Origin of the sequence: Salimicrobium jeotgali (genome assembly GCF_001685435.2) — a bacterium.
Taxonomy (GTDB): domain Bacteria; phylum Bacillota; class Bacilli; order Bacillales; family Halobacillaceae; genus Salimicrobium; species Salimicrobium album.
Map to the genome: position 1 here is coordinate 1,278,004 of NZ_CP011361.2, position 19,785 is coordinate 1,297,788.

At 43.7% G+C, this 19,785-nt stretch carries 15 protein-coding genes and 1 pseudogene; 12 read left to right on the forward strand and 4 right to left on the reverse strand.

What is annotated here, in order from left to right; genetic code table 11:
• The 6 genes from AAV35_RS06420 (at window position 1) to AAV35_RS06445 (ending at window position 6,251) form a co-directional block, all read left to right on the forward strand.
• Window positions 1-3,117 (forward strand): AAA family ATPase, encoded by a 3,117-nt coding sequence (locus AAV35_RS06420; protein ID WP_008587596.1) that lies wholly within the window; start codon window positions 1-3, stop codon window positions 3,115-3,117.
• Between the two features lie 12 nt (window positions 3,118-3,129).
• Window positions 3,130-3,378, forward strand: a complete 249-nt coding sequence (locus AAV35_RS06425; RefSeq protein WP_008587599.1) for a DUF2584 domain-containing protein — start codon at window positions 3,130-3,132, stop codon at window positions 3,376-3,378.
• A gap of 48 nt (window positions 3,379-3,426) precedes the next feature.
• A complete protein-coding gene (locus tag AAV35_RS06430; RefSeq protein WP_008587601.1) occupies window positions 3,427-4,095 on the forward strand; it encodes a uracil-DNA glycosylase in 669 nt (222 codons plus the stop codon).
• Between the two features lie 96 nt (window positions 4,096-4,191).
• Complete coding sequence (gene msrB / locus AAV35_RS06435) at window positions 4,192-5,151, forward strand: peptide-methionine (R)-S-oxide reductase MsrB (RefSeq protein ID WP_040609063.1); 960 nt, start codon at window positions 4,192-4,194, stop codon at window positions 5,149-5,151.
• 102 nt (window positions 5,152-5,253) lie between these two features.
• The gene (locus AAV35_RS06440; RefSeq protein ID WP_008587605.1) at window positions 5,254-5,457 is read left to right on the forward strand and encodes a DUF6501 family protein; all 204 of its coding nucleotides are present in this window, start codon (window positions 5,254-5,256) and stop codon (window positions 5,455-5,457) included.
• A gap of 473 nt (window positions 5,458-5,930) precedes the next feature.
• Complete coding sequence (locus AAV35_RS06445; RefSeq protein WP_008587607.1) at window positions 5,931-6,251, forward strand: GRAM domain-containing protein; 321 nt, start codon at window positions 5,931-5,933, stop codon at window positions 6,249-6,251.
• Window positions 6,252-7,869: 1,618 nt separating this feature from the next.
• On the opposite strand, the gene AAV35_RS06450 is transcribed toward AAV35_RS06445, so the two are convergent.
• The 3 genes from AAV35_RS06450 to AAV35_RS06460 are packed head-to-tail and all read right to left on the reverse strand — an operon-like array spanning window position 7,870 to window position 10,834.
• Window positions 7,870-8,847, reverse strand: coding sequence for a hypothetical protein (locus AAV35_RS06450; protein ID WP_008587609.1), 978 nt, complete (start codon window positions 8,845-8,847; stop codon window positions 7,870-7,872).
• An 11-nt stretch (window positions 8,848-8,858) separates the two neighbouring features.
• The gene (locus AAV35_RS06455) at window positions 8,859-10,070 is read right to left on the reverse strand and encodes a glycosyltransferase family 2 protein (RefSeq protein WP_008587611.1); all 1,212 of its coding nucleotides are present in this window, start codon (window positions 10,068-10,070) and stop codon (window positions 8,859-8,861) included.
• A complete protein-coding gene (locus tag AAV35_RS06460) occupies window positions 10,067-10,834 on the reverse strand; it encodes a GGDEF domain-containing protein (RefSeq protein WP_008587613.1) in 768 nt (255 codons plus the stop codon). Before AAV35_RS06460 ends, AAV35_RS06455 begins: the two co-directional genes overlap by 4 nt.
• A gap of 802 nt (window positions 10,835-11,636) precedes the next feature.
• On the opposite strand from AAV35_RS06460, the pseudogene AAV35_RS14700 reads away from it, so the two are divergent.
• The 4 genes and pseudogenes from AAV35_RS14700 (at window position 11,637) to AAV35_RS06480 (ending at window position 14,865) form a co-directional block, all read left to right on the forward strand.
• A pseudogene (locus AAV35_RS14700) lies at window positions 11,637-12,923 on the forward strand (IS110 family RNA-guided transposase).
• Window positions 12,924-13,321: 398 nt separating this feature from the next.
• On the forward strand, window positions 13,322-13,564 hold the full coding sequence (locus tag AAV35_RS06470; protein WP_008587617.1) for a hypothetical protein: 243 nt from the start codon (window positions 13,322-13,324) through the stop codon (window positions 13,562-13,564).
• A 428-nt stretch (window positions 13,565-13,992) separates the two neighbouring features.
• Window positions 13,993-14,532, forward strand: a complete 540-nt coding sequence (locus tag AAV35_RS06475; RefSeq protein WP_008587619.1) for a histidine phosphatase family protein — start codon at window positions 13,993-13,995, stop codon at window positions 14,530-14,532.
• A 96-nt stretch (window positions 14,533-14,628) separates the two neighbouring features.
• Complete coding sequence (locus tag AAV35_RS06480) at window positions 14,629-14,865, forward strand: ferredoxin family protein (protein WP_008587621.1); 237 nt, start codon at window positions 14,629-14,631, stop codon at window positions 14,863-14,865.
• A gap of 59 nt (window positions 14,866-14,924) precedes the next feature.
• Here the strand turns inward: AAV35_RS06480 and AAV35_RS06485 are convergent, their stop codons facing one another.
• A complete protein-coding gene (locus AAV35_RS06485; protein WP_040609065.1) occupies window positions 14,925-15,197 on the reverse strand; it encodes an acylphosphatase in 273 nt (90 codons plus the stop codon).
• A 71-nt stretch (window positions 15,198-15,268) separates the two neighbouring features.
• Between AAV35_RS06485 and AAV35_RS06490 the strand changes: the two genes are divergently transcribed.
• Window positions 15,269-16,234 (forward strand): P1 family peptidase, encoded by a 966-nt coding sequence (locus AAV35_RS06490; RefSeq protein ID WP_008587626.1) that lies wholly within the window; start codon window positions 15,269-15,271, stop codon window positions 16,232-16,234.
• A 12-nt stretch (window positions 16,235-16,246) separates the two neighbouring features.
• Window positions 16,247-19,765, forward strand: coding sequence for a dynamin family protein (locus AAV35_RS06495; protein ID WP_008587629.1), 3,519 nt, complete (start codon window positions 16,247-16,249; stop codon window positions 19,763-19,765).
• The last annotated feature ends 20 nt before the right edge of the window (window positions 19,766-19,785 follow it).

A 19,785-nucleotide genomic window follows, 5' to 3' on the forward strand; every position in this document is an offset into this window, starting at 1 on the left:
ATGGAAATCACGGAGTTGACTATACAGGCCTTCGGTCCCTATAAACACAGGCAGACCATTTCTTTTGAGAAACTGAAACAGTACCCTATATTTCTTATCACAGGTCCGACAGGTGCAGGAAAGACGACGGTGTTCGATGCCATCTGTTTCGCTCTGTACGGCAAGGCGAGCGGCAGCGACCGCGATCAGGAAACCCTGCGGAGTCAGCTGTCCAGGCCCGAAGAGAAGACCTTTGTCTCTTTTACATTCCGCATCAATAATAAGACTTATGCGCTTGAAAGAGCCCCGAAACAGATAGTGGCGAAACAGAGAGGGGAAGGGACGAAGGAAGAGCCGGCCAGAGCCGAACTGTATTTCGATCCGGAAGGGGGGCGTCAGCTTCTGGCTTCGAAAGTGAGGGAGGTCGATCAGCTTGTCGAGGATATGCTCGGGTTAAATTACGAGCAGTTCCGCAAGATGATGATGATACCTCAGGGAGAGTTCCGTAAGCTCATCTCCGAAAACAGCCGGGAACGGGAAGAGGTGCTGCGTAAAATTTTCGACACGAGCCTGTATATGGACGTCACGGAAAGGCTCAAACAGAAGAGAGCGGGCCTCGAGGGGGAAATCACGAAGTCGAGGGATAGGGCGAAGGACATCCTGGCCCGCCTTTATTTAGATGAAGAAGAGCTGCCCGAACATCCGGCCGATGCCGTCAGCCGTATACAGCAGGATATCGACGGAAAATATGAGCTGATTACGCGGATCGGCGAACAGAAAAATGCACAGGAGAAAGCGAAAAACGAAATTGAAGAAAAGCTAAAGAAAATCGAACAGCATAATGAACTGGTGAAGGAGCGCGAGGATTACGCGAAGAGTCGGACTGAAATCGAGGCTCGGAAACAGGAGATCGAAAAGAAAAAGAGCAGAGTCGCCAAAGGGGAGGAAGCAGCCAAACTCGAAGTTTACGACAAACAGGTGAGAGAGGCCGAAAACTCCCTTACGGAATTGGAACAGCAAAGAGATGCGACGAAGAAGGCGTTTGCCGAAGTCGAACAACAAAAGGATAGAAAACAAAAAGAACAGAAAAAATGTGATGAGAAAGAAGAAGAGCGCCTGCAGCTGAAACGGAAAATGGACCGCCTTGAAGAAGACAGGGAACGGTTTCCTGAAATAAGGGAGAAAGAGAAATATGCAGCTGTGAAAAAGCAGAGGAAAGAAGAGCTGAAAAAAGAACTTCACCAGCAAAAGGAAAGCGGGAGACGCTGCAGACAGAAAGAGAAAGACCTCTCCGACAGACTTGTACAATTTCAGGGAATAGATCAGAAGTACTTTGAGTGTAATGGAAAGGTCGACCGGCAGGAGGGTGAGAAAAAAACATTGAACCGTTTATATAGCTCCGCGGCGAAATGGGCGGAGAAGCAGAAAGAACGGGAAAAGCAGGAAGCCTTTCTCCGGGAGAAAAGAGAGGAAAGGATCCATAAAGAAAAAGAATGGACGACTTTGACTTCCTCCCAGAAAGAACACCAGGCTTATCTTTTGATGCTTGAACTCGTCCCCGGCGAGCCTTGTCCGGTATGCGGCTCCGACCACCATCCGTCGCCTGCCCGTCCGGAAGAAGCGGTGGATGAAGAGATGATAGAAGCGGCGGAGAAAGCGGTGAAGCAGTTGAAAGAACAGGAAGATCAGCTGCAGAAGAACGTGTACCGGGTGAAAGCGGAGGAAGAAGCGAAGAAACAGGAACTGGAAGCGAACGGATATGAAGTGGAAAAAACCCCGGCGGAAGAAGTCGCCGCAAAGCTGGACGAAGAGATCAAAGAGGTGACGCGCACGCTTCACACCCTGAAGAAAGAAACAGAGAGTCTAAAGGCGAAAACAAAAGAAAGAGAGGAAACGGAACGGACGTACAGAGAAGTCCAAAAATCGCTGGAAGAGAAGAGGGAGCAATACGAGAATCTGAAAGAGCAGTATGATGCCACAGAAAGAGAGATTTACGAGAAGGAAGCAGAACTGAAGGAATTCTATCGTTCCCTGTCGCAGTTCGGCAGCGTCGAGGAACTGACTTCTGATATGCTGGAGCGTATGTATGAAGATATCAGGGCCCGGTACGAGAAAATGACGCAAGATAAGCAGCGGATCGATGAAGAGCTGTCCCGTCTCGCCGAAAAATTGAGCGGTCTTGAGGGGACGATGAAACAGCAGAAAGAGACGTATGAGAAAGCGGAAAAAACAGTGCGGGACACTCGGGAACAATTCAAACAGATGTTTGAAGAGACTTCTTTTTCAAGTGTGGAAGACTACGAAGAGAGTAAAATAACATCCGGTGAAGTGGAAGCTGTTAAGAAAGAGATTCAGGACTATGAAAACAGTAAAAATATCATCGAAAGCCGTCTGAAAGAACTCGAGGAAAAAATCGGTGAAGATGCCTTGTATATCCCGACCGATTCTCTGACACTCAGAAGACAGGAAATTACGGAAGAAATGAACAATATTCAGGAAAGACTCACTCAGAAGGAATATGAGAAAACTCATAATGAGAAATCGCTGCGGGAACTGCAGGCCGTCCTGAAAGAGCAGGGGGGTAAGGAGGAGCTGTTTTATGAAGTCGGAGATCTCGCCCGTATGACGAACGGTGATAACCCGCTCCGGCTTTCTCTTGAGAGATACGTACTCGCATCCTATCTGGATGAAATCCTTCTTCAGGCGAATCAGCGGCTCCAAGTGATGACCGACTACCGCTATCAGTTGAAGCGGAGTGAAGAAATCGCGAAACGGGGAGCTCAAAGCGGGCTGGACCTCGAAGTGATGGATCAGTACACAGGGCTTGAAAGATCGGTGCGTACACTGTCCGGAGGTGAAGGGTTCAAGGCCGCTTTAAGTCTTGCTCTCGGTATGGCGGACGTCGTCCAGTCCCATGCCGGAGGTATCCAGTTAAATACGCTGTTCATCGACGAAGGTTTCGGGACTCTCGATGATATTTCCCTGCAGCAGGCGATCGAATGTCTAAAATCACTGCAGGACGGGAATCGTCTGTTAGGAATCATTTCACACGTCCCGCAGCTCAAAGAGGAAATACCCGTACAGATGCAGGTGAGTGCTTCAGGCAGCGGGTCAAGTGTCACGATCAAATACAGCTGAGGAGGAATTCATATGGCTACTCCCTTTTCAATGGGATGGGTACTTATTACCGAAGGAAAAGAAAAAAGACTGGATCCGGATGATAATCTGTTTGAAGTGACGTTCGACGGATACCAGCTGTTCCCGATGCATGAACATCTGGAAGTGAGACGTCATCTGAAATCAGACCAGATCGGAACGGCCAACATCGAGCAGCTGACGCTGAAAGACGGCAGGACAATCTGTCATTACCGGCTGGTCTCCCTGTATTCGGTCAACTGAACAGAAGGATCTGCCTGATTTTTAATAAGTGGACAGGGGGAAGTAAAAGTGATCGATCTGAACAACGACTGGAACCCGCTCCTGCAGCCGGAACAGGACAAGACGTACTACCGGCAGTTGCGGTCTTTCCTGAAAGAAGAATACGGAACGAAGGAAATATATCCTCCGATGCATGACATTTTCAATGCACTTCAGACTACCGGGTATGAAGATACAAAAGTGGTCATCCTCGGTCAGGACCCCTACCACGGCCCGGGGCAGGCGCACGGCTACAGTTTCTCGGTGAGGCCCGGTGTCACCATTCCGCCGTCCCTCCGGAACATATTCAAGGAGCTCGAGGAAGACGTGGGGGTACCGGCACCTTCCGGAGGCTCTCTTCTGCCGTGGGCGGAAGAGGGTGTGTTACTGATGAACAACGTTCTCACCGTCCGCCGCGGGGAAGCTCATTCCCACCAGGGGAAAGGGTGGGAGCAGTTCACGGATAAAGTGATTGAGGTGTTGAATGAACGAGAGACACCGGTCGTGTTTTTCCTGTGGGGGAGAGCCGCCCGTCAGAAAGCGGACGGAGTCGACAGGGATAAGCATTTCGTCATCGAAAGTTCTCATCCGAGTCCCTTCGCCGCGCACAAAGGTTTCTTCGGAAGCAGACCGTTCAGCCGGGCCAATGCGTTCCTCGAGGAAAAAGGCCGTTCCCCCGTGAACTGGGAACTTCCCTGAAGTAGCCGGCCGTCTTTTGCAGTAAGCACGAAAATTGATATTTTTCGTTAATTCAGAAACAATGTAATTGGAACGAATTAGTATGGAGGGGTTCATTTGGCACAGCAACTGAAGACAGCAACATTCGCAGGCGGGTGCTTCTGGTGTATGGTAGAGCCTTTTGACGAAAGGCCCGGTATCCATTCCATCACCTCAGGCTACACGGGAGGGGACGTGGAAAACCCGACCTACATGCAGGTAGTGGCGACGGACACAGGACATAGGGAAGCCGTAGAAATCGTTTATGACCCTGAGGTTTTCCCGTATCGCCGACTGCTTGATATTTTCTGGACACAGATCGATCCTACTGACGATAAAGGTCAATTCGCCGATCGCGGTTTTTCCTATACGACAGCCATCTACTATCACGATGAAGAACAGAAGCAGCTCGCTGAAGAAAGTAAGAGAGAGCTCGAAGCTTCCGGAAAATTCCGCAATCCTATCGTAACTCCTGTGCTGCCGGCCAGTGAGTTCTATGAAGCGGAAAAGGAACACCAGGACTACTACAAGAAAAACAGATTCCACTATAAAATGTACAAAAAAGGTTCAGGGAGGGCGAAATTTATCAAAGATCATTGGAAACTTGAGAAGAATAAAGAAGATCTGAAAAACAGCCTGACGGATATCCAGTACAAAGTGACCCAGGAAAACGCTACGGAACGACCGTTCCAGAATGAGTATCATGATCACGAAGAAGACGGAATATATGTGGATATCGTTTCGAAGGAACCACTATTTTCTTCCACGGATAAATACGATGCCGGATGCGGATGGCCGAGTTTCACTAAACCTATGGAAAAACAGCAGGTCGAAGAAGAAGTCGATCAGACGCACGGCATGATCCGCACGGAAGTGCGCAGTTCTCAGGCGGACTCCCATCTCGGTCACGTATTCGAGGACGGTCCTAAGGACCAGGGCGGTCTAAGGTACTGCATCAACTCCGCGGCACTTACGTTCATTCCTAAAAACGAAATGCAGGAAAAGGGATACGGAGATTATCTTTATTTATTCAGATAACGGGTATTCATTCCCTGAAGAAAAAGCAGAGCTTTTTCTTCTACATAATAGACAGAAATAGTACGGATCACGTACCATATAAGAAAAAGAGGAGAGATTCGGATGATCCATAAAACGTGGGAAAACAATGAGACAGTTAAACGTATCAAATGCGTACACAACAATGCAGAGAAATTTGTAGTGGATAATGTGCTCACTCCGGGGAAAATCTATGACGTAAAAAACGAGAGTGAGGAATTTTACTTCATTATCGACGACTCAGGAAGAATGGGCGGTTTTTATAAGAATTATTTCGAAGAGGATTAATAAAAAAATGCGAGAATTTGAAATTTAGCTCATTTATGGATGCCCTTATGCTGGAGAAGAACAGCATGAAGGCATCCTTTTTATGTTAGTGTATTCAGGGGGATAGGGTGAACTGAACAAACATGTATGAGAAGAATTGCGACAACCGACGAGTTTTTTTAATAAAAGGGGAGGACTCAGCAGAACTATGGTATGTTTCTCGTCCAATTTAAACACTGTTAGCTTACGTCGAATCAACCGGAATATTTAATCGAATAGAATGAATGATATCTTCAATAAGTTTGTTTGAATCAGTCTAAGTTCCATCATGCTTTTAAGTGTTATATTCAGTTTAGGCTTATTTCACTAAAGTATGAAGTCTTGCTTGTACTTACTTTATTATCAAATTATAAAGACTTGTAGAAATTTATTTATATAAAATTTGAAATGTATAGGAAAAGAAGACGATATCCAATTTAAAGGAGGTCTACGTAATGCCACCAATTGAAGAGGGAGAAAATTCAATTGATTTAGGTGCTAATTTAAAAAGAGGTTTGGAATATGTTGGTGGGCGTTTGAAGATTACAAATGAAAAACTGTACTTTTATCCCCACTTTTTGAATATCCAAAAAAGGAAACTAGTGATTGCTATAAACGAAATCAAAACAGTTAATAAAGGAAGAATACTAGGTATATCTCCTAATGGTGTAGTTATACATCTTAAGGATGGCACCAGTCATAAATTTACTATTGGAATGCCTTGGTCGAACAAAAAAGCAGAAATCATTAATTATATCGATAGTTTAATTGCTTGATTTGAAAACACAATTAAACAAAGACCTTAGACGCGTTCAGAATATGCAACTTAAACCTTGAACTAGGAGTCTGCAACAAACGGGCCAGCGTGACAAGTTTTGAGATAAACACTTTCAGCGTGAAAACACAGAAAGTTAATAAATAAACTTCAACTTTACAACTAAGGATTGGAGCGTGTTGAAGGTGTAATATTGTTAAGTATCGGTATCAAAACTTCAAAGTTATGAACCGTGATTATGATAATTAGAGTGCTGAATATTTAATGATCATCGGAATTAGAATTGATAATATGAAATATATAACCATCTAGTAATTGTTAATTATTTACTATCTAGGTTCATTTCATTCAGCATTTATCTTGGAACTGAGTTTTTAGTAGGGCAGGCCAGTTGAAGAATTGAATTTGAGATAATTTGGATTGTGAAATTGATTTCTTAATTCAAACGTAATTAATAGGGAAAGCTAATAAGTTACTAAATAAGAATTTTATCGAGAGGATGGATACTTATTATTGGCGATAAGTTTACTTGCAAAAATTGCGGAAGAGAAGTTGAAAAAGATGAGAAAATGGCAATTATTGTTACACCGAAAAAGACAAATGGGTATGCTCTTTTGAAAGCCTGGGGTTCTGAACAAATCATATATTGTTCAAGATGCTTTAGTAATCTGAATTAGGTTTAGTTTAGGAAAATCTAAGTGCTTATATAAGATTGCTGAAGTTAAATTATACAAGGGAAAATACGCTTAGGTTTTGTGGTTGCTTATAAAAGGGTATCGTCAATAGGTTTGTGTAAAACAGTAGGGTGATCCTCGGGGGAAAGATTCATCCCTCTTCCCCCTTTCAGTTTGGGATTCATAACGAGTCTCAAATATAGCGTGAAGTTCAGGGCTTCCTTTATGATCGTTTCCAGCTTCTACAGAACGAAGGAACGGACCATATCGTCCCATTGATTTCGAGGATGTTTTGTCCTATGCTTGTAGACATGAGTTAGGGCATCTCCTTTATTAGTTGATTTAGTCGTTAACTATGAGGATACCCTATCTCTTTTTTTGTCTTCAAGAGCTTTTACACAAACTATTGTACGTCATCCTTTCTTCTCCAGATGAAAATTTTATGCAAACCTCTAATCTCGGTAGAAACCTAATAAAACATCTAGGTTGCCTCTAATAATACCTCGAATTCAAAACATGTTCCTACGTTCCTGATTTTCGCGAGAAGTTTTTTATATCTAGTTCTTTGTAGAAATAGGAACATAGGAACATGTCTCTCGGATCCCTTGGTGTGATGGGATTTCGATGTTCCTAAATGGGTGAAAAAACAGGAACATTTTAGGAACATTCGGGGTGTTTTAGGAACATTTTGCGTGAAAGCAAGTATTTTCGAATGTATGTTCGTATAATGAATATATATTCATTATTGGTGATTTACTTGCGTAGACTCAATTTCCGAGCAAAAATAGGAACATTTGAGGCGTTTTAGGAACATTTTAGGAACATAAACGGAGTTGCTTTCTACCAAGAAAGCAAGGAGTCATAACACCTATTTACTTATTTCGTATTATATGAAAATATTACATGTTTCTGAATACTAAATGGAAAAATAAATCATATAACACCTTAGCTATAATTCAGAAATCTTTCTTCAGCAATTGCCGGAAGGATATTATCGAAAAATTGAGCATTGTCATCACTACTCTTGTAGCCTCCATCATCAGTTTGGAGCTCTTTCATTCTTTCATAAAAAGTCCGTGCATCATTTAGATTTTCATTTTCAATATAGCTTATTGTTAAAAACGCATAAACAGAAGGAGACTCGTAGGTTACAGTGGGTTCCCTTGTACTTCTATCATACCTTCCATATATCCGTCCTGTCTCCCTCATTTCTTCTTCAACGAATGCAAAAAAACTTTCTGGTTGAAAACCAAGAAGACTACTATTCAAAGCTATCAAGCTTTGATCTATCATATTCACTTCTGACTGATACTTAAATTTTTCTGAATTGACTTGGTAGACTTCAGGGAAATACACTTCGTCTTTCACTTTGCTTAATAACTTTTCATGTGCTTCTTTTATTGGAGGGTCAAAATAGTCGAGCGCTTCAGCATCTATATAGGATAAATGAACTTCTTCAGAAGCTTTCTCAGACTTCATATCGTAGAAATCGACAATCAAATTATCTTTCATTTGATGCTCTTTGAGAAAAGATTTAATTTCATTAGCAGTAGCTTCATACTTGCCATCCCACTTATTTGCTCCCTCGTATAACGATTTCATAATTCGGAGATCATCAACAGAGGCATTGGAATGAGCATCTTGGCTCCTCCATGGAACAAAGCCGCCTTGGGAGATTTCCTGGACAATTCTAGTTTGCTGCTGGAAAGCTTTTTCCTGATTTGTCTGTAATAAAAATTGCATATAAAGTCCAATGCTCTCCGTTAAAAATTCTTTCTCTTTTATATACGTTTTGATTTTCTCATCTTGATTAATGAAATTATTCTCTATGAACTTTTTTGTCGATGGCTCTTCCTGATTAAGCATGAAAAAAGCTCCCCCTACAAAAGCTAAACTAATGAAAATACCTATAATCTTCCGCATATACGACCCCTTTAAAACCTGATAGTCTTATCCCATTCCACTTGATTCTTTCCTCTTCTGTTTTTAATGTAATAAAACAAACTGCGAACTAATAGTATTAAAAATACTTGAGAATAAGTGAAATACATTATGACTGATATAAAACTATTATAGACACTCACTGTTCTATCAAACACCATAGCACTAGCGTGCTGGATAGTGTAGACAACATAACTCATATACCAGAACATAATTAACGGGCTCTCAGTAAAATCTGAGCTGAGTCCGAAGATTCCTATCACAAACCATACATGCGATATACTCAATAGTATAACGAAAAATAAATAAACCGATAGATGGTGAAGAGTATGCACGACAGTTTTTCTTTGCCAAGAACTCTTACTGAACAATGCCTTTTCAAGCAAATAAATATTCCCTTGGAACCATCTAGTTCTTTGTTTCACTAAGGTTTTCAGCGTTTCAGGTTCTTGTTCCCAGGTACGCGCTTCAGCAACAATTGGTAAAACTAAACCTGCCGATGAAATACGCATGGTGAGTTCGGCATCTTCAGCTAAAGCATAAGGGTCATATCCACCTAGCTCTGTAATGACTTCCCGTCTCAACAACATATTCGTACCTGTTAGCGATCCTGTTCGGAAAAGGAACCATCTACCACTTTGCATCATAAGTTGGTGCACCTGAAATTCAAGCCCAATCATTCTAGTCAACCAGTTCTTATTCATATTCAGGGTTTTAACATAACCGACTGCTCCCGCAGCGTCCTCGGTTGTTTCAGCTTTACTAACCAGTAATTTCACTGCTTCTGGTTCTGGTTGGTTATCTGCATCGAAAATAATGAAATAAGGACTGTCTGATATAGATAGACCATAATTTAACACTCTTGATTTCCCTTTGGGCTTGCCTGGGGGTACATTAATATGGTGGATACTCTTATATACATGGTCAAACTCTTCAGCTATGACTCCCGTTTCGTCTTCTGAATTATCATTAAGTACATATACATTCAAATGTCCAGGGTATTCAAGAGACGCCATAGCTTCCAAAGTACTTCTTATAACTACTCCTTCATTATGTGCTGGTATTAAAACATCAACAGGTGGATAACCTTCAATTTCCACTCCCTTTTGTCTACTTCGATCAATTGCTCCAGCTATAGTCAAAATGGAGTAAAAGATAAGCATTATCCAAAAAAAGATCATAATAGCAACTAATACATAAGTCATTGGGCTTCACCACTGTATAATTCATTCTCAAAAAATTCATCAGTTAGTTCTTCGTCAAATACAGTGAATATTTGATCAGAAGAATCTACGTAATCTTCAATTAGCTTCTTGAACCTAGTTAGCACAATTTCTTTTCCCTTTTCATCCGTGTTTTGCAACAAGACAATAAATGTATTCGTATCATACCTACCTACTAAATCGAAATTTCCTCGAACTGTTGTCATAAGAGTATTACCAATCGTTTTAATGAGTGCTTTTTCTGTATGCTGAAAGGAAGAATTGATGGAAATAAACATAACCCTACCACGCTCATTTCTTCTCTTTAAACCAGTCCAAATAACTTTTGCTTTTTCCATAAACTCATTCTTTGTAAAAACATTTGTTTGCTCTTCCAACCTCTCAAGTTTAGATATTTTCTCCCTCATTTGTGATAATCGAAGGGAATCTCTCTTCAATAAGAAAAAGATTATCCATAAAACAGTAACAATAGCTGCAAAGATTAAATGGTTAAAGACAAGAGGGAGCTGAGCAATAGATGTTAACTTAGCCTGATAAGCTTCATAAGTTAACAAAAATCCAGTAATGATTACTTCAGAAATAAGTATGATAAAAGCAATCGATCCTTTTAAGAACGCAAATACTCCCCCGGTAGTCAAAATAGCTATTAGATAGATAGTTTGATAATCACTTTCTATTCTAAAAAGTCCCATAATCAAGAGAATCAGTATGATAATTAATCCATAAGTAAGACTAGGTCTTTCCATTTAAAATCACTCCATAATTAAAAAGATCATAACTAATACATTATAATATACACATATATACACAAACTAAACAAAATCAAGCAAACCAGGTTACAGAAAACGTACAACATTTCAATACTTTTAGCTGGAATCGCTTTATTAGTAATGGTGCTTTACTTTATTTTTCCTTCTCTACCACCGTTCACTTTTTATGTGAGTGCATTGCTCAGCATCGTTGGAATGATTACTGCAATACTCAGTTTCTTTTTTACTGAAGAAACTTTCTCAAGACTATATAGTATTTTAAGTATACTTGTAGGTTTAGGATTCTTGATAGTAATAACTCTTATGTTTCTGATAGGAAGTAATTTTTGAAAGTGAATTATTCATACATAAAAAAATTCAAAAGAATCCTTAATAGTTCTGGAGAGACCTAAGCATGAATCCTATCTCTCAGAGTAATCCAAAAACACTTGAAAGATATGGGAAGAAACTAGGATGATCATGGTCGACTGCAATAACCTTTTGCTAGAAACCACGATGAATAATGATGAGCTGAATATATAAACTGCATAGTAATGAAGAATATCAGCATTCCACTCTGACAAAAATAATCCCATCCCGACTACTAGAAGAGAGAAAAGCACAAACACACTTGTCTCCTTCTTTTTATCCAACCACAATGGGAGCAAAGGAGCATTCCTGTAAGGGAAAAATGCGAGGATAAATCGGAGTAGAAGCCAGATGCATAAAAGAAGCCCCCTTGGTACGATAGAGAGTGTCATGCATGACCTCGAATTAAGTACCGAAGGAGGACTTCACTATGGATTTTACACAAAATCAGCGCTTAGCGCAAATGAATGATCGCACCCTTATTATTGGCGTCGATGTAGCTAAACACAAACACGTCGCGCGGGTCGTCGATGATCGTGGCCGGGACCTTGCCAAACGGCTGGTCTTCGCCAACACGATGCCCGGTTTTTCGGAACTTTTGTCCTGGGCAAGAGATCTTTCCGAGGACCATGACCGACCGGATATCGTCATCGGCATGGAGCCTACCGGCCATTACTGGCTGAACCTGGCTTACCACCTGAAAACCCGTGGCATTTATACCGTGGTTGTCAATCCGATGAAGGTGAAACGGTTCAAAGAAATGGACGACGATTCCCCGACGAAGAACGATACGAAAGATGCGAAAGTCATCGCTCAAATCGTCCGGGACGGACGGTTCCACGAACCGACGCTGCCTAAGGATGTGTACGCGGAACTGCGTGAAGGCATGAAAGTTTACGACATCATGCAGGAAGACCTCTCTTCCATCAAAGCGCAGATGCAGAATGCCCTGGACCGTTACTTTCCGGAGTTTCTCCAGGTGTTCAAGGATTGGACCGGGAAAGCCGCACTCCATCTGTTGGAGAAAGGCTTCCTTCCGGAAGACATCCGTCAGGCTTCCGAGGAAGCGTTATTGGCAGAAGTGAAGACAGCTGCCAGACGGGCGACTGGGATCAAGCGTATCCAGGCGTTGAAGCAGGTGGCTGAAACGAGTGTCGGTCTCACCGTCGGCTTGCGCATGGCCCGTGAGGAGTTCCGTTATCTGATCGATCAGTACAAGTGAATCGAAGAACGTCTCGTCGCTCTTGAAGCACAACTCGAAGAACTCGTTCTTCACATTCCTGGTGCCGATCAGATGACAGCTATCAAAGGGGTCAGTGCTTTGACGGTAGCCGGTTTCTTCGCAGAAGTCGGAAACTTGGCCAACTATAGAGATCCACGCCAAATCATTAAATTAGCGGGACTCAACTTAAAGTTGAACCAGTCCGGCACGTTCAAAGGCCAGACAACGATTACGAAACGCGGAAGAAAGCGACTGCGAAGCTTACTGTTTCAGGTCGCCCGTCCTCTCGCACTTCATAATGAGGCCTTCCGGAAGCTCCATGAACACTATCGGTACCGGGCCACCAATCCCCTTACAGGGAAGCAGTCATTCGTCGCTCTGAGTCGCAAGCTCGTGAAAATCTTTTATGTCTTAGGGACACGGAAGTGTGCCTTCAGTGAAACACGTATGATCCGGGATATCCCCGGCATTTCAGGCTTACAGGAATCTGTTTAAGAAGAATTCAATACGTCCACTTTTTTGAACAATAGAAGCACGGAGAAGCCGGTCGATATTTTTTCCATTAGGGCATAGACCCACTTGAGGAGCATTTCCGGCATCCACCATGGTCAGGTCGAACGAAGGAATTTGCGCGCATAGACGCCGAGAGACGTGGGAGGGTCCACCGCCATGTGTAACGTGGAGATCCAAGGTGCGATTATACGATTCACACCCATTTCATGGAAAATATCCATGGATGTCTGGTTGGTGTCACACCCAAATTCCAAATAACCCCTTTATTTTCATATAAAGGTTCCGGTCACTACCATATACTTCTATAAGTCAAAAGAAAATGGGCGAAAAACGAAGAAATTCTAAGAAAACGTTAATTTAAAGAGGGAGGACCTGATACTATGTCAAAATCTCAAATGTCCAAAAGTATAGCCCCCCATTATGACGCATCAAATAAGAAAGTTTCTAACATTTTAAAATTCCTCTTTTTCAGTTTAATAGGAATTTTAGTATTTTTCTATCCTATCACCTTAAATGGTACCTCTTCAATTCCTTTAGACCATATGGTTACATGGCTAACTACAACGTTTCCCTTTCTCGCCTCAACATATGCCTTACTTGTTATTTTAGGAGGAGCAATCTGACTTACCTGTTTCCCCGTTGCTGTATCTTATCTGTCTTTCAACCTCTTTTTCTTCTACGAATAAATTAGGTGCCTATATGAGGATCGCTAGTACAAAATATACAGGTTTTAAGAGTGAAATAATTTTATAAGCGCTCTATTAGTCCGTTTTACAGACTCCAGTGCGTTTTCCGGGCTTTTCTTTCAAAAATTACTTAAATTCTGTTTTGAAAAATAAAGCTGATGCATTTAAACTGAAATCACATAATTTTTTAATTATGATTTCATCCCGTAGCTATTATTCTCCCCGGTGGAGGTCAAAAATAAATATACGAATTTAAATATTTCTGTAGATACTTCAGAAGATTTTGAAAAATAAGCGAATTTACGTGTAAAGACGAAGGGTAAAGGGAATAACCGAAGTATCCCGAGCAAAGTGAGGTTTTGCAGATGGATCGTGTAATGCTCGTACGACATGCAGAAGCCGAAGGGCAGCATCGTGATTCCCCCTTGAGCCGTCGCGGACTGAAGGAGACTGCTGCTCTTGCAGAGGAGCTTAATAACTGGAGCTGCTGCGAAGCTGTTTTTTCCAGTCCCTTTTTACGTGCGATTGAGACTATCAAACCTTTTGCCGAAGAACACGGACTTTCCATCCGGACCGATGAGCGGCTGGAGGAAAGAATATTGAGTGATGTTCCTCTGGAAGACTGGGAAGAGTATATCGAAGACAGTTTCCACGACAGGGAAATGAAAGTCTCCGGCGGGGAGTCTGCCCGTGATGCTAAAGAACGCGTCCGTGAGTTTCTGGAGGAAGTCGATTCCTTTACGTATCCTCTGCTCGTAACCCATGGGGAAATTTTAGTATATATTCTTGAACATTTCGGGATGGAAGTATCATTCGAAGACTGGCTCAGTTTCTCATATCCGGATGCCATTCTTCTTGAGAAAGACGGTAATCAGTGGAAATTCAGGAGAATTTGGCATAAATAATTGCCAGGTTTCATTATAATAGGTATGATTGAAGGTAGTGCTTCTTTCTAATTAAGATAGAGGGAAGAGTTTATCTTATAAAAAGGAGGAATAGAAATGGCATTTGTTATAACATCCCCGTGTAAAGACGAAAAATCAGGTGAATGCGTAGAAGTATGCCCTGTTGATTGCATAGAAGAAGGAAAAGACATGTTTTATATCGATCCGGCTATCTGCATCGACTGCGGGGCCTGCGAAGCGGTCTGCCCGGTAGAAGCGATATATATCGAAGACGAAGTACCGGAAGAAGAGACGCCATATATTGAAATGAACCGTAAGTTCTTCCAGGAATAGAGGAACACATAGGAAAAGCTGCCTGTTCAGAGGCAGCTTTTTTTACTGGAGAAGTTGTATCATCCTACAACTTCAAAATCCTGAAAATTGCCGGGACCATCCAGGTCGGTGACGTCCGTTTTTGTAACATCCGCAGCAGGGGCAGGGCCGTTCTCGATTTTCTTTATGAATTCCTGTATTTTTTCTTCTTCACCCTGGGCGATTATTTCTACGGTTCCATCCTCTTTATTCTGTACCTGCCCTGTGATGCCGTGCCGGTCTGCAACCTGCTTGGCAGACATACGGAACCCGACTCCCTGGACTCTGCCGTGCACTGTTATCTGTTTAAGCATACGCTCACTCCTTTCTTTCATCATCAATATGTACCTTTTTCCTATCAATTTTAAACGTGGGAGGAATCACTATGAAAAGTATAGATGTACGCGAGGTCACTCCTTTCCTTTACGGTCACTGCACAGACGAAGAAAATGGGACCGGGACTACTGTCATCATTCACGAGACAGGCGCTGTGGGCGGTGTGTCCGTCCAGGGCAGAGCTCCGGGAACGAGAGAGACCGACCTTCTGAAATCGGAGAACACGGTACAGAAGATTCACGCTGTTACGCTAAGTGGCGGCAGTGCTTTCGGTCTCGAGGCGGCCGGAGGAGTGATGAGGTACCTGTCTGAGAGAAAAATAGGGTTCGAACTGCTTGGCAATACGATCCCTATCGTGCCGGGGGCTATTTTGTTCGACTTTCTTCCCTTGTCAGGAAACGCCTGGCCCGATTCTTCCTATGGTTATGAGGCTGCGCGTCAGGCTTTCGATAAAAATGATGTTCCCTCGGGCAACAAAGGGGCCGGCACAGGAGCCAGTATCGGTAAAATGAGAGGCTTCGATTCCGCCATGAAAAGCGGGTTCGGGTCCTGTGCCGTAGAAGTTAACGGTTTGAAGATAGGCGCCTGTATTGCAGTGAATGCGTTCGGTGATATAATAGACCCTGAAACCGGCCGGATCATTGCCGGAGCCCGGGAAAGCGGTTCCTTTATGGATACTGCAAAATCCCTCCAGGAAATGGATTCTCCGGACGGAGCGGAAGGGATGAACACAACTATCGGCTGTATCACCACGAATGCGAATATTACGAAGTCAGAAGCTAACTACCTCGCCTCTGCTGCTCATGACGGCCTCGCAAGGTGCATACGTCCGGTACATACGGTGATGGACGGCGATGCTCTGTTCGTCATGGCCGGCGGCGAAGTAGATGTTTCACTCTTGCAGCTGTCAGCTCTGGCCGTGCACGTTGTGGAGCAGGCAGTACTTACTGCCGTTCGTGAGGCGAGAGGGGCGTATCAGCTACCGGCCCTTCAGGAATTATTTAAACAAGAATAAAGGAGATCGACTATGACTACCGTTCAAACATCTGCACATACGATCAAACAACTGTATACGTTCCTCGTGGAAGAAGGGCTTACAGAACAGGCTGAAAAAGTCCTGGATATATACGAAAAGGATATCGAACAGACGTTCGTTATCGGATTCGCCGGTCATTTTTCCGCCGGAAAATCGTCTCTGATCAATTACCTGGCCGGGACGGATGTACTTCCTTCCAGCCCGATTCCGACCAGCGCCAATATCGTCCGTCTCCAGAAAGGGGAAGAGATGGCGGTTGCTTATAATCAGGAGAAACGACCGATTGCCAAAGAGGCCTCGCGTGACCTGGACCGTCTGCAGGCCCTTTGTAAAGACAACAGACAGATCGCATCTCTTTCCATTTATAAGTCCGATGTCCATTTTCCTGAAAACATCATGTTCATAGATACTCCGGGCGTCGATTCCACGGACGATATGGATCGTACAATTACGGAAGGATCTCTTCACATCGTCGACCATCTGTATTATGTCGTCGATTATAACCACGTCCAGTCGGAAGTGAACAGCAGTTTTTTGACGGAACTTGAGAATCAGGGGATTTCTTATACGCTCGTCATTAACCAGATGGATAAACATCAGGAAGAGGAAGTGACTTTCGACGATTTCAGCTCGTCTGTCCGGGAGTGGCTGACTGGATACGAACTTCACCCGCAGCACATCTTCTATACGTCGATGCACCAGGAGCACCTGAACCGTCTTGAAGGAAACACCCTGCTGAATGAAGACGTTCAGGAAAGGATCAGTGAAAGGAACGGGAAGAATCACATTCAGTCAGTACTTAAGGAATGTGATCAGGCTCTTCGTCATAAATATGATATAGATGCTTACGAAGCCGAACTGGAAGCATACAGTACGTCCTCCCTTGAAGAAGCCGGGGAACGGATAGAAGCGATTAAACATAATTTCATGGAAAAGAAGAATTCACTCGAAGAGCAGTATAAGAAAAGAGTACGCGGTTTTCTGAAGAATGCCTATATTACCCCAGCTGTCCTGAGAGACGATGCACAGCAGTATCTGGAATCGACGCAGCCGAACTTCAAGAAGGGGCTCATATTCACGAAAGATAAAACCGAGGAAGAACGGAAGAGGCGCCGGGATGTGTTTTATGAAAATTTGTCCGCGACCCTTGAAAAAAATCTGGAGTGGCCTCTGCGTGATCGCATGCGGGAGCTTGCCGATACCCATTCGTTAACCGACGAACATCTTGAGAAACGGATACAACAGTTTCATGTACAGGTACCTGAGCAACTGCTCGAAGACGTGATTGCGACCGGGGCCAACGTTACCGGCGAATATGTACTGAGGTATATGGACGAGCTCAGTAAAGACATATTGAAACTGTACCAGCAGGAGACGGAAGATATCTACAAACAGATGAAAGAACAGCTGGACGCCCAGCAGGAAAATGAGCTCGCTCTTTTAGGTGATGAGGAAGAAGAGCTGAATGAGAAACAAAGGGTCGAGGAACAGCTGAATGGACAGAAAGAAAAATGGGAGGAGAAACGGAAACTCCTGTATCGGGTCCATGACGGAGAGATAGAACAAGATGAGCAGCAGGCCGAGGCTGCACTTGCGGCCAGAAAAGAAACCGATTTTGAAAATGATCTGGAACTCGAATACGACCAGCGGCTGCAAAAAGAAGAACAGCCGGAGGAATCGGGTGGCGGGCCGTCCGGCTCAAAGACCGAAATCAGAAGAAAAGCCGAAGAAGTGCTGCCGGTGCTCCAGGATTACGAATTTCTGGAGTCTTACGCCCGCTCCATTAAAGAAAAATTGAGCCGCGTGGATCATCAGCAGTTTACGGTAGCTTTATTCGGAGCATTCAGTGCCGGAAAATCTTCGTTCATAAATGCGTTACTGGGTGGGGACTACTTACCGACGTCCCCGAACCCGACGACCGCTTCCATCAACCGGGTAGTACCTCCGGAGGATAACCACCCTAATGAAACAGCGACTGTTCACTTTCTTACTGAAAAGGAACTCATCGAATCGTTCGATTTTCTTGACGTTTCCGGTCCGGAAGAAATTTTACGAACGAATACCGATGAATTGGAAACGAGAAAACGAACGATGGTACAGGCTTTTCAGAACGGTTATGAGGAACTTAAAGGACACATCGGAAGCCGCCTTGAAGTCTCTCAGAAAGAATTCGTAACATACGTCAGAGACGAATCGCACTCTGTGTTCGTAAAAGCGATAGACTTTTATGTCGATTCCGTTTATGCAAGGGAAGGGATAACATTTGTGGACACTCCCGGAGCCGACTCCGTTAACGACCGCCACACGGACGTATCGTTCGGTTATATAAAAGAAGCGGACGCTATCCTTTTTCTGACTTATTATAACCACGCCTTCACGAAAGCGGACGCCGGCTTTTTGCGTCAGCTCGGCCGGGTAAAAGATTCATTCGCCGTAGATAAAATGTTTTTCATCATCAATGCCAGTGATCTTGCCCAGAGCGAAGAGGATCTTCAGTCCGTACGCTCTTATATCGAATCCCAGCTCACCTTCTACGGAATAAGAAACCCGAGGATGCACGCCGTTTCCAGCCTTAAAGCACGGCAGGGAGAGAAAGAGGAGAGCAACCTCCCCGCGTTCGAACGCGATTTCCGTACGTTCATTCATGAAGATTTGCAGGCTATGGTCTTTCAGTCGGTCCATTCCGATCTCGAAGAAACCGTGGAAGTGACTTCCCAGCTGCTTGATTTTGCTGCCGGAAATGAAGAAGAGCAGAAAAGACAGTTGGATAAATGGGGAGAGGAAGAGAGACGGATATCCGAAATACTTCTTGAAGAAAAAGGGAAGAAAGAAGCCCCTGCTGTGGGTCAGAAGGTGGACAAGCAGTTCCACTACCTGGAGGAGCGGCAGATTCTGCAGGTATCCGATTTCTTTAAAGAGGAAATCAACCCCGGGTATATACAGGGAGAGAAATCAGAAATAAAACCACAGCTGGTGAGAGCACTGGATCGTCTTTTGAACAGATATGAGAAGGAGCTTCTCGACGAAGTCAGAGCCATCAGTCTTCGTATGGAAAGTTTCGTCGGCGACCTTCTCCGGGAAAGAAGCCGGAAAACGGTGGAACAGGTAAAAGCCGTGACGGACTCCAGACCTTTCAAGGAAGAAAAGGAGGAAGTGTCGGTGGAAACCCCATCGTTCACCGTCGAGATAGAGGAAACGGCCGAAGATCTGGATATCTCGCTGCAACGGTACTCGAGTGCCAAACAGCTCTTTGAAGGGAACAGAAAAGAAGAGTTACGCGAAGAAGTGAAAGAACAGCTACCCGGAATTTTCGGGAAAGTACTTACTCCGGTCGAGGAGAGTTTCGCGGAGTATTACAAGGAAGCCTATCTTGATGCCGTCAGCGAACTGATGGACAGGTATGAAGAGAAGGTGAAAGAGTACTACAGGAAACTCCGTAATAACGGAGAAGATGCCGTAAGTACGGAAGAGCTGCAGGAACTTAAAGAAAAGCTGACATCTTCCATCTAAAGAAACCCCCGGATTTCCGG

What these genes read in the sequence shown, in the direction of transcription:
- AAV35_RS06420 (WP_008587596.1), top strand. Translation starts at nt 1, where the DNA reads ATGGAAATCACGGAGTTGACTATACAGGCCTTCGGTCCCTATAAACAC.
- AAV35_RS06460 (WP_008587613.1), bottom strand. Translation starts at nt 10,834, where the DNA reads ATGGAAAGACCTAGTCTTACTTATGGATTAATTATCATACTGATTCTC.
- AAV35_RS06470 (WP_008587617.1), top strand. Translation starts at nt 13,322, where the DNA reads ATGTCAAAATCTCAAATGTCCAAAAGTATAGCCCCCCATTATGACGCA.
- AAV35_RS06495 (WP_008587629.1), top strand. Translation starts at nt 16,247, where the DNA reads ATGACTACCGTTCAAACATCTGCACATACGATCAAACAACTGTATACG.
- AAV35_RS06440 (WP_008587605.1), top strand. Translation starts at nt 5,254, where the DNA reads ATGATCCATAAAACGTGGGAAAACAATGAGACAGTTAAACGTATCAAA.
- AAV35_RS06445 (WP_008587607.1), top strand. Translation starts at nt 5,931, where the DNA reads ATGCCACCAATTGAAGAGGGAGAAAATTCAATTGATTTAGGTGCTAAT.
- AAV35_RS06485 (WP_040609065.1), bottom strand. Translation starts at nt 15,197, where the DNA reads ATGCTTAAACAGATAACAGTGCACGGCAGAGTCCAGGGAGTCGGGTTC.
- AAV35_RS06475 (WP_008587619.1), top strand. Translation starts at nt 13,993, where the DNA reads ATGGATCGTGTAATGCTCGTACGACATGCAGAAGCCGAAGGGCAGCAT.
- AAV35_RS06490 (WP_008587626.1), top strand. Translation starts at nt 15,269, where the DNA reads ATGAAAAGTATAGATGTACGCGAGGTCACTCCTTTCCTTTACGGTCAC.
- AAV35_RS06455 (WP_008587611.1), bottom strand. Translation starts at nt 10,070, where the DNA reads ATGACTTATGTATTAGTTGCTATTATGATCTTTTTTTGGATAATGCTT.
- AAV35_RS06425 (WP_008587599.1), top strand. Translation starts at nt 3,130, where the DNA reads ATGGCTACTCCCTTTTCAATGGGATGGGTACTTATTACCGAAGGAAAA.
- AAV35_RS06450 (WP_008587609.1), bottom strand. Translation starts at nt 8,847, where the DNA reads ATGCGGAAGATTATAGGTATTTTCATTAGTTTAGCTTTTGTAGGGGGA.
- AAV35_RS06480 (WP_008587621.1), top strand. Translation starts at nt 14,629, where the DNA reads ATGGCATTTGTTATAACATCCCCGTGTAAAGACGAAAAATCAGGTGAA.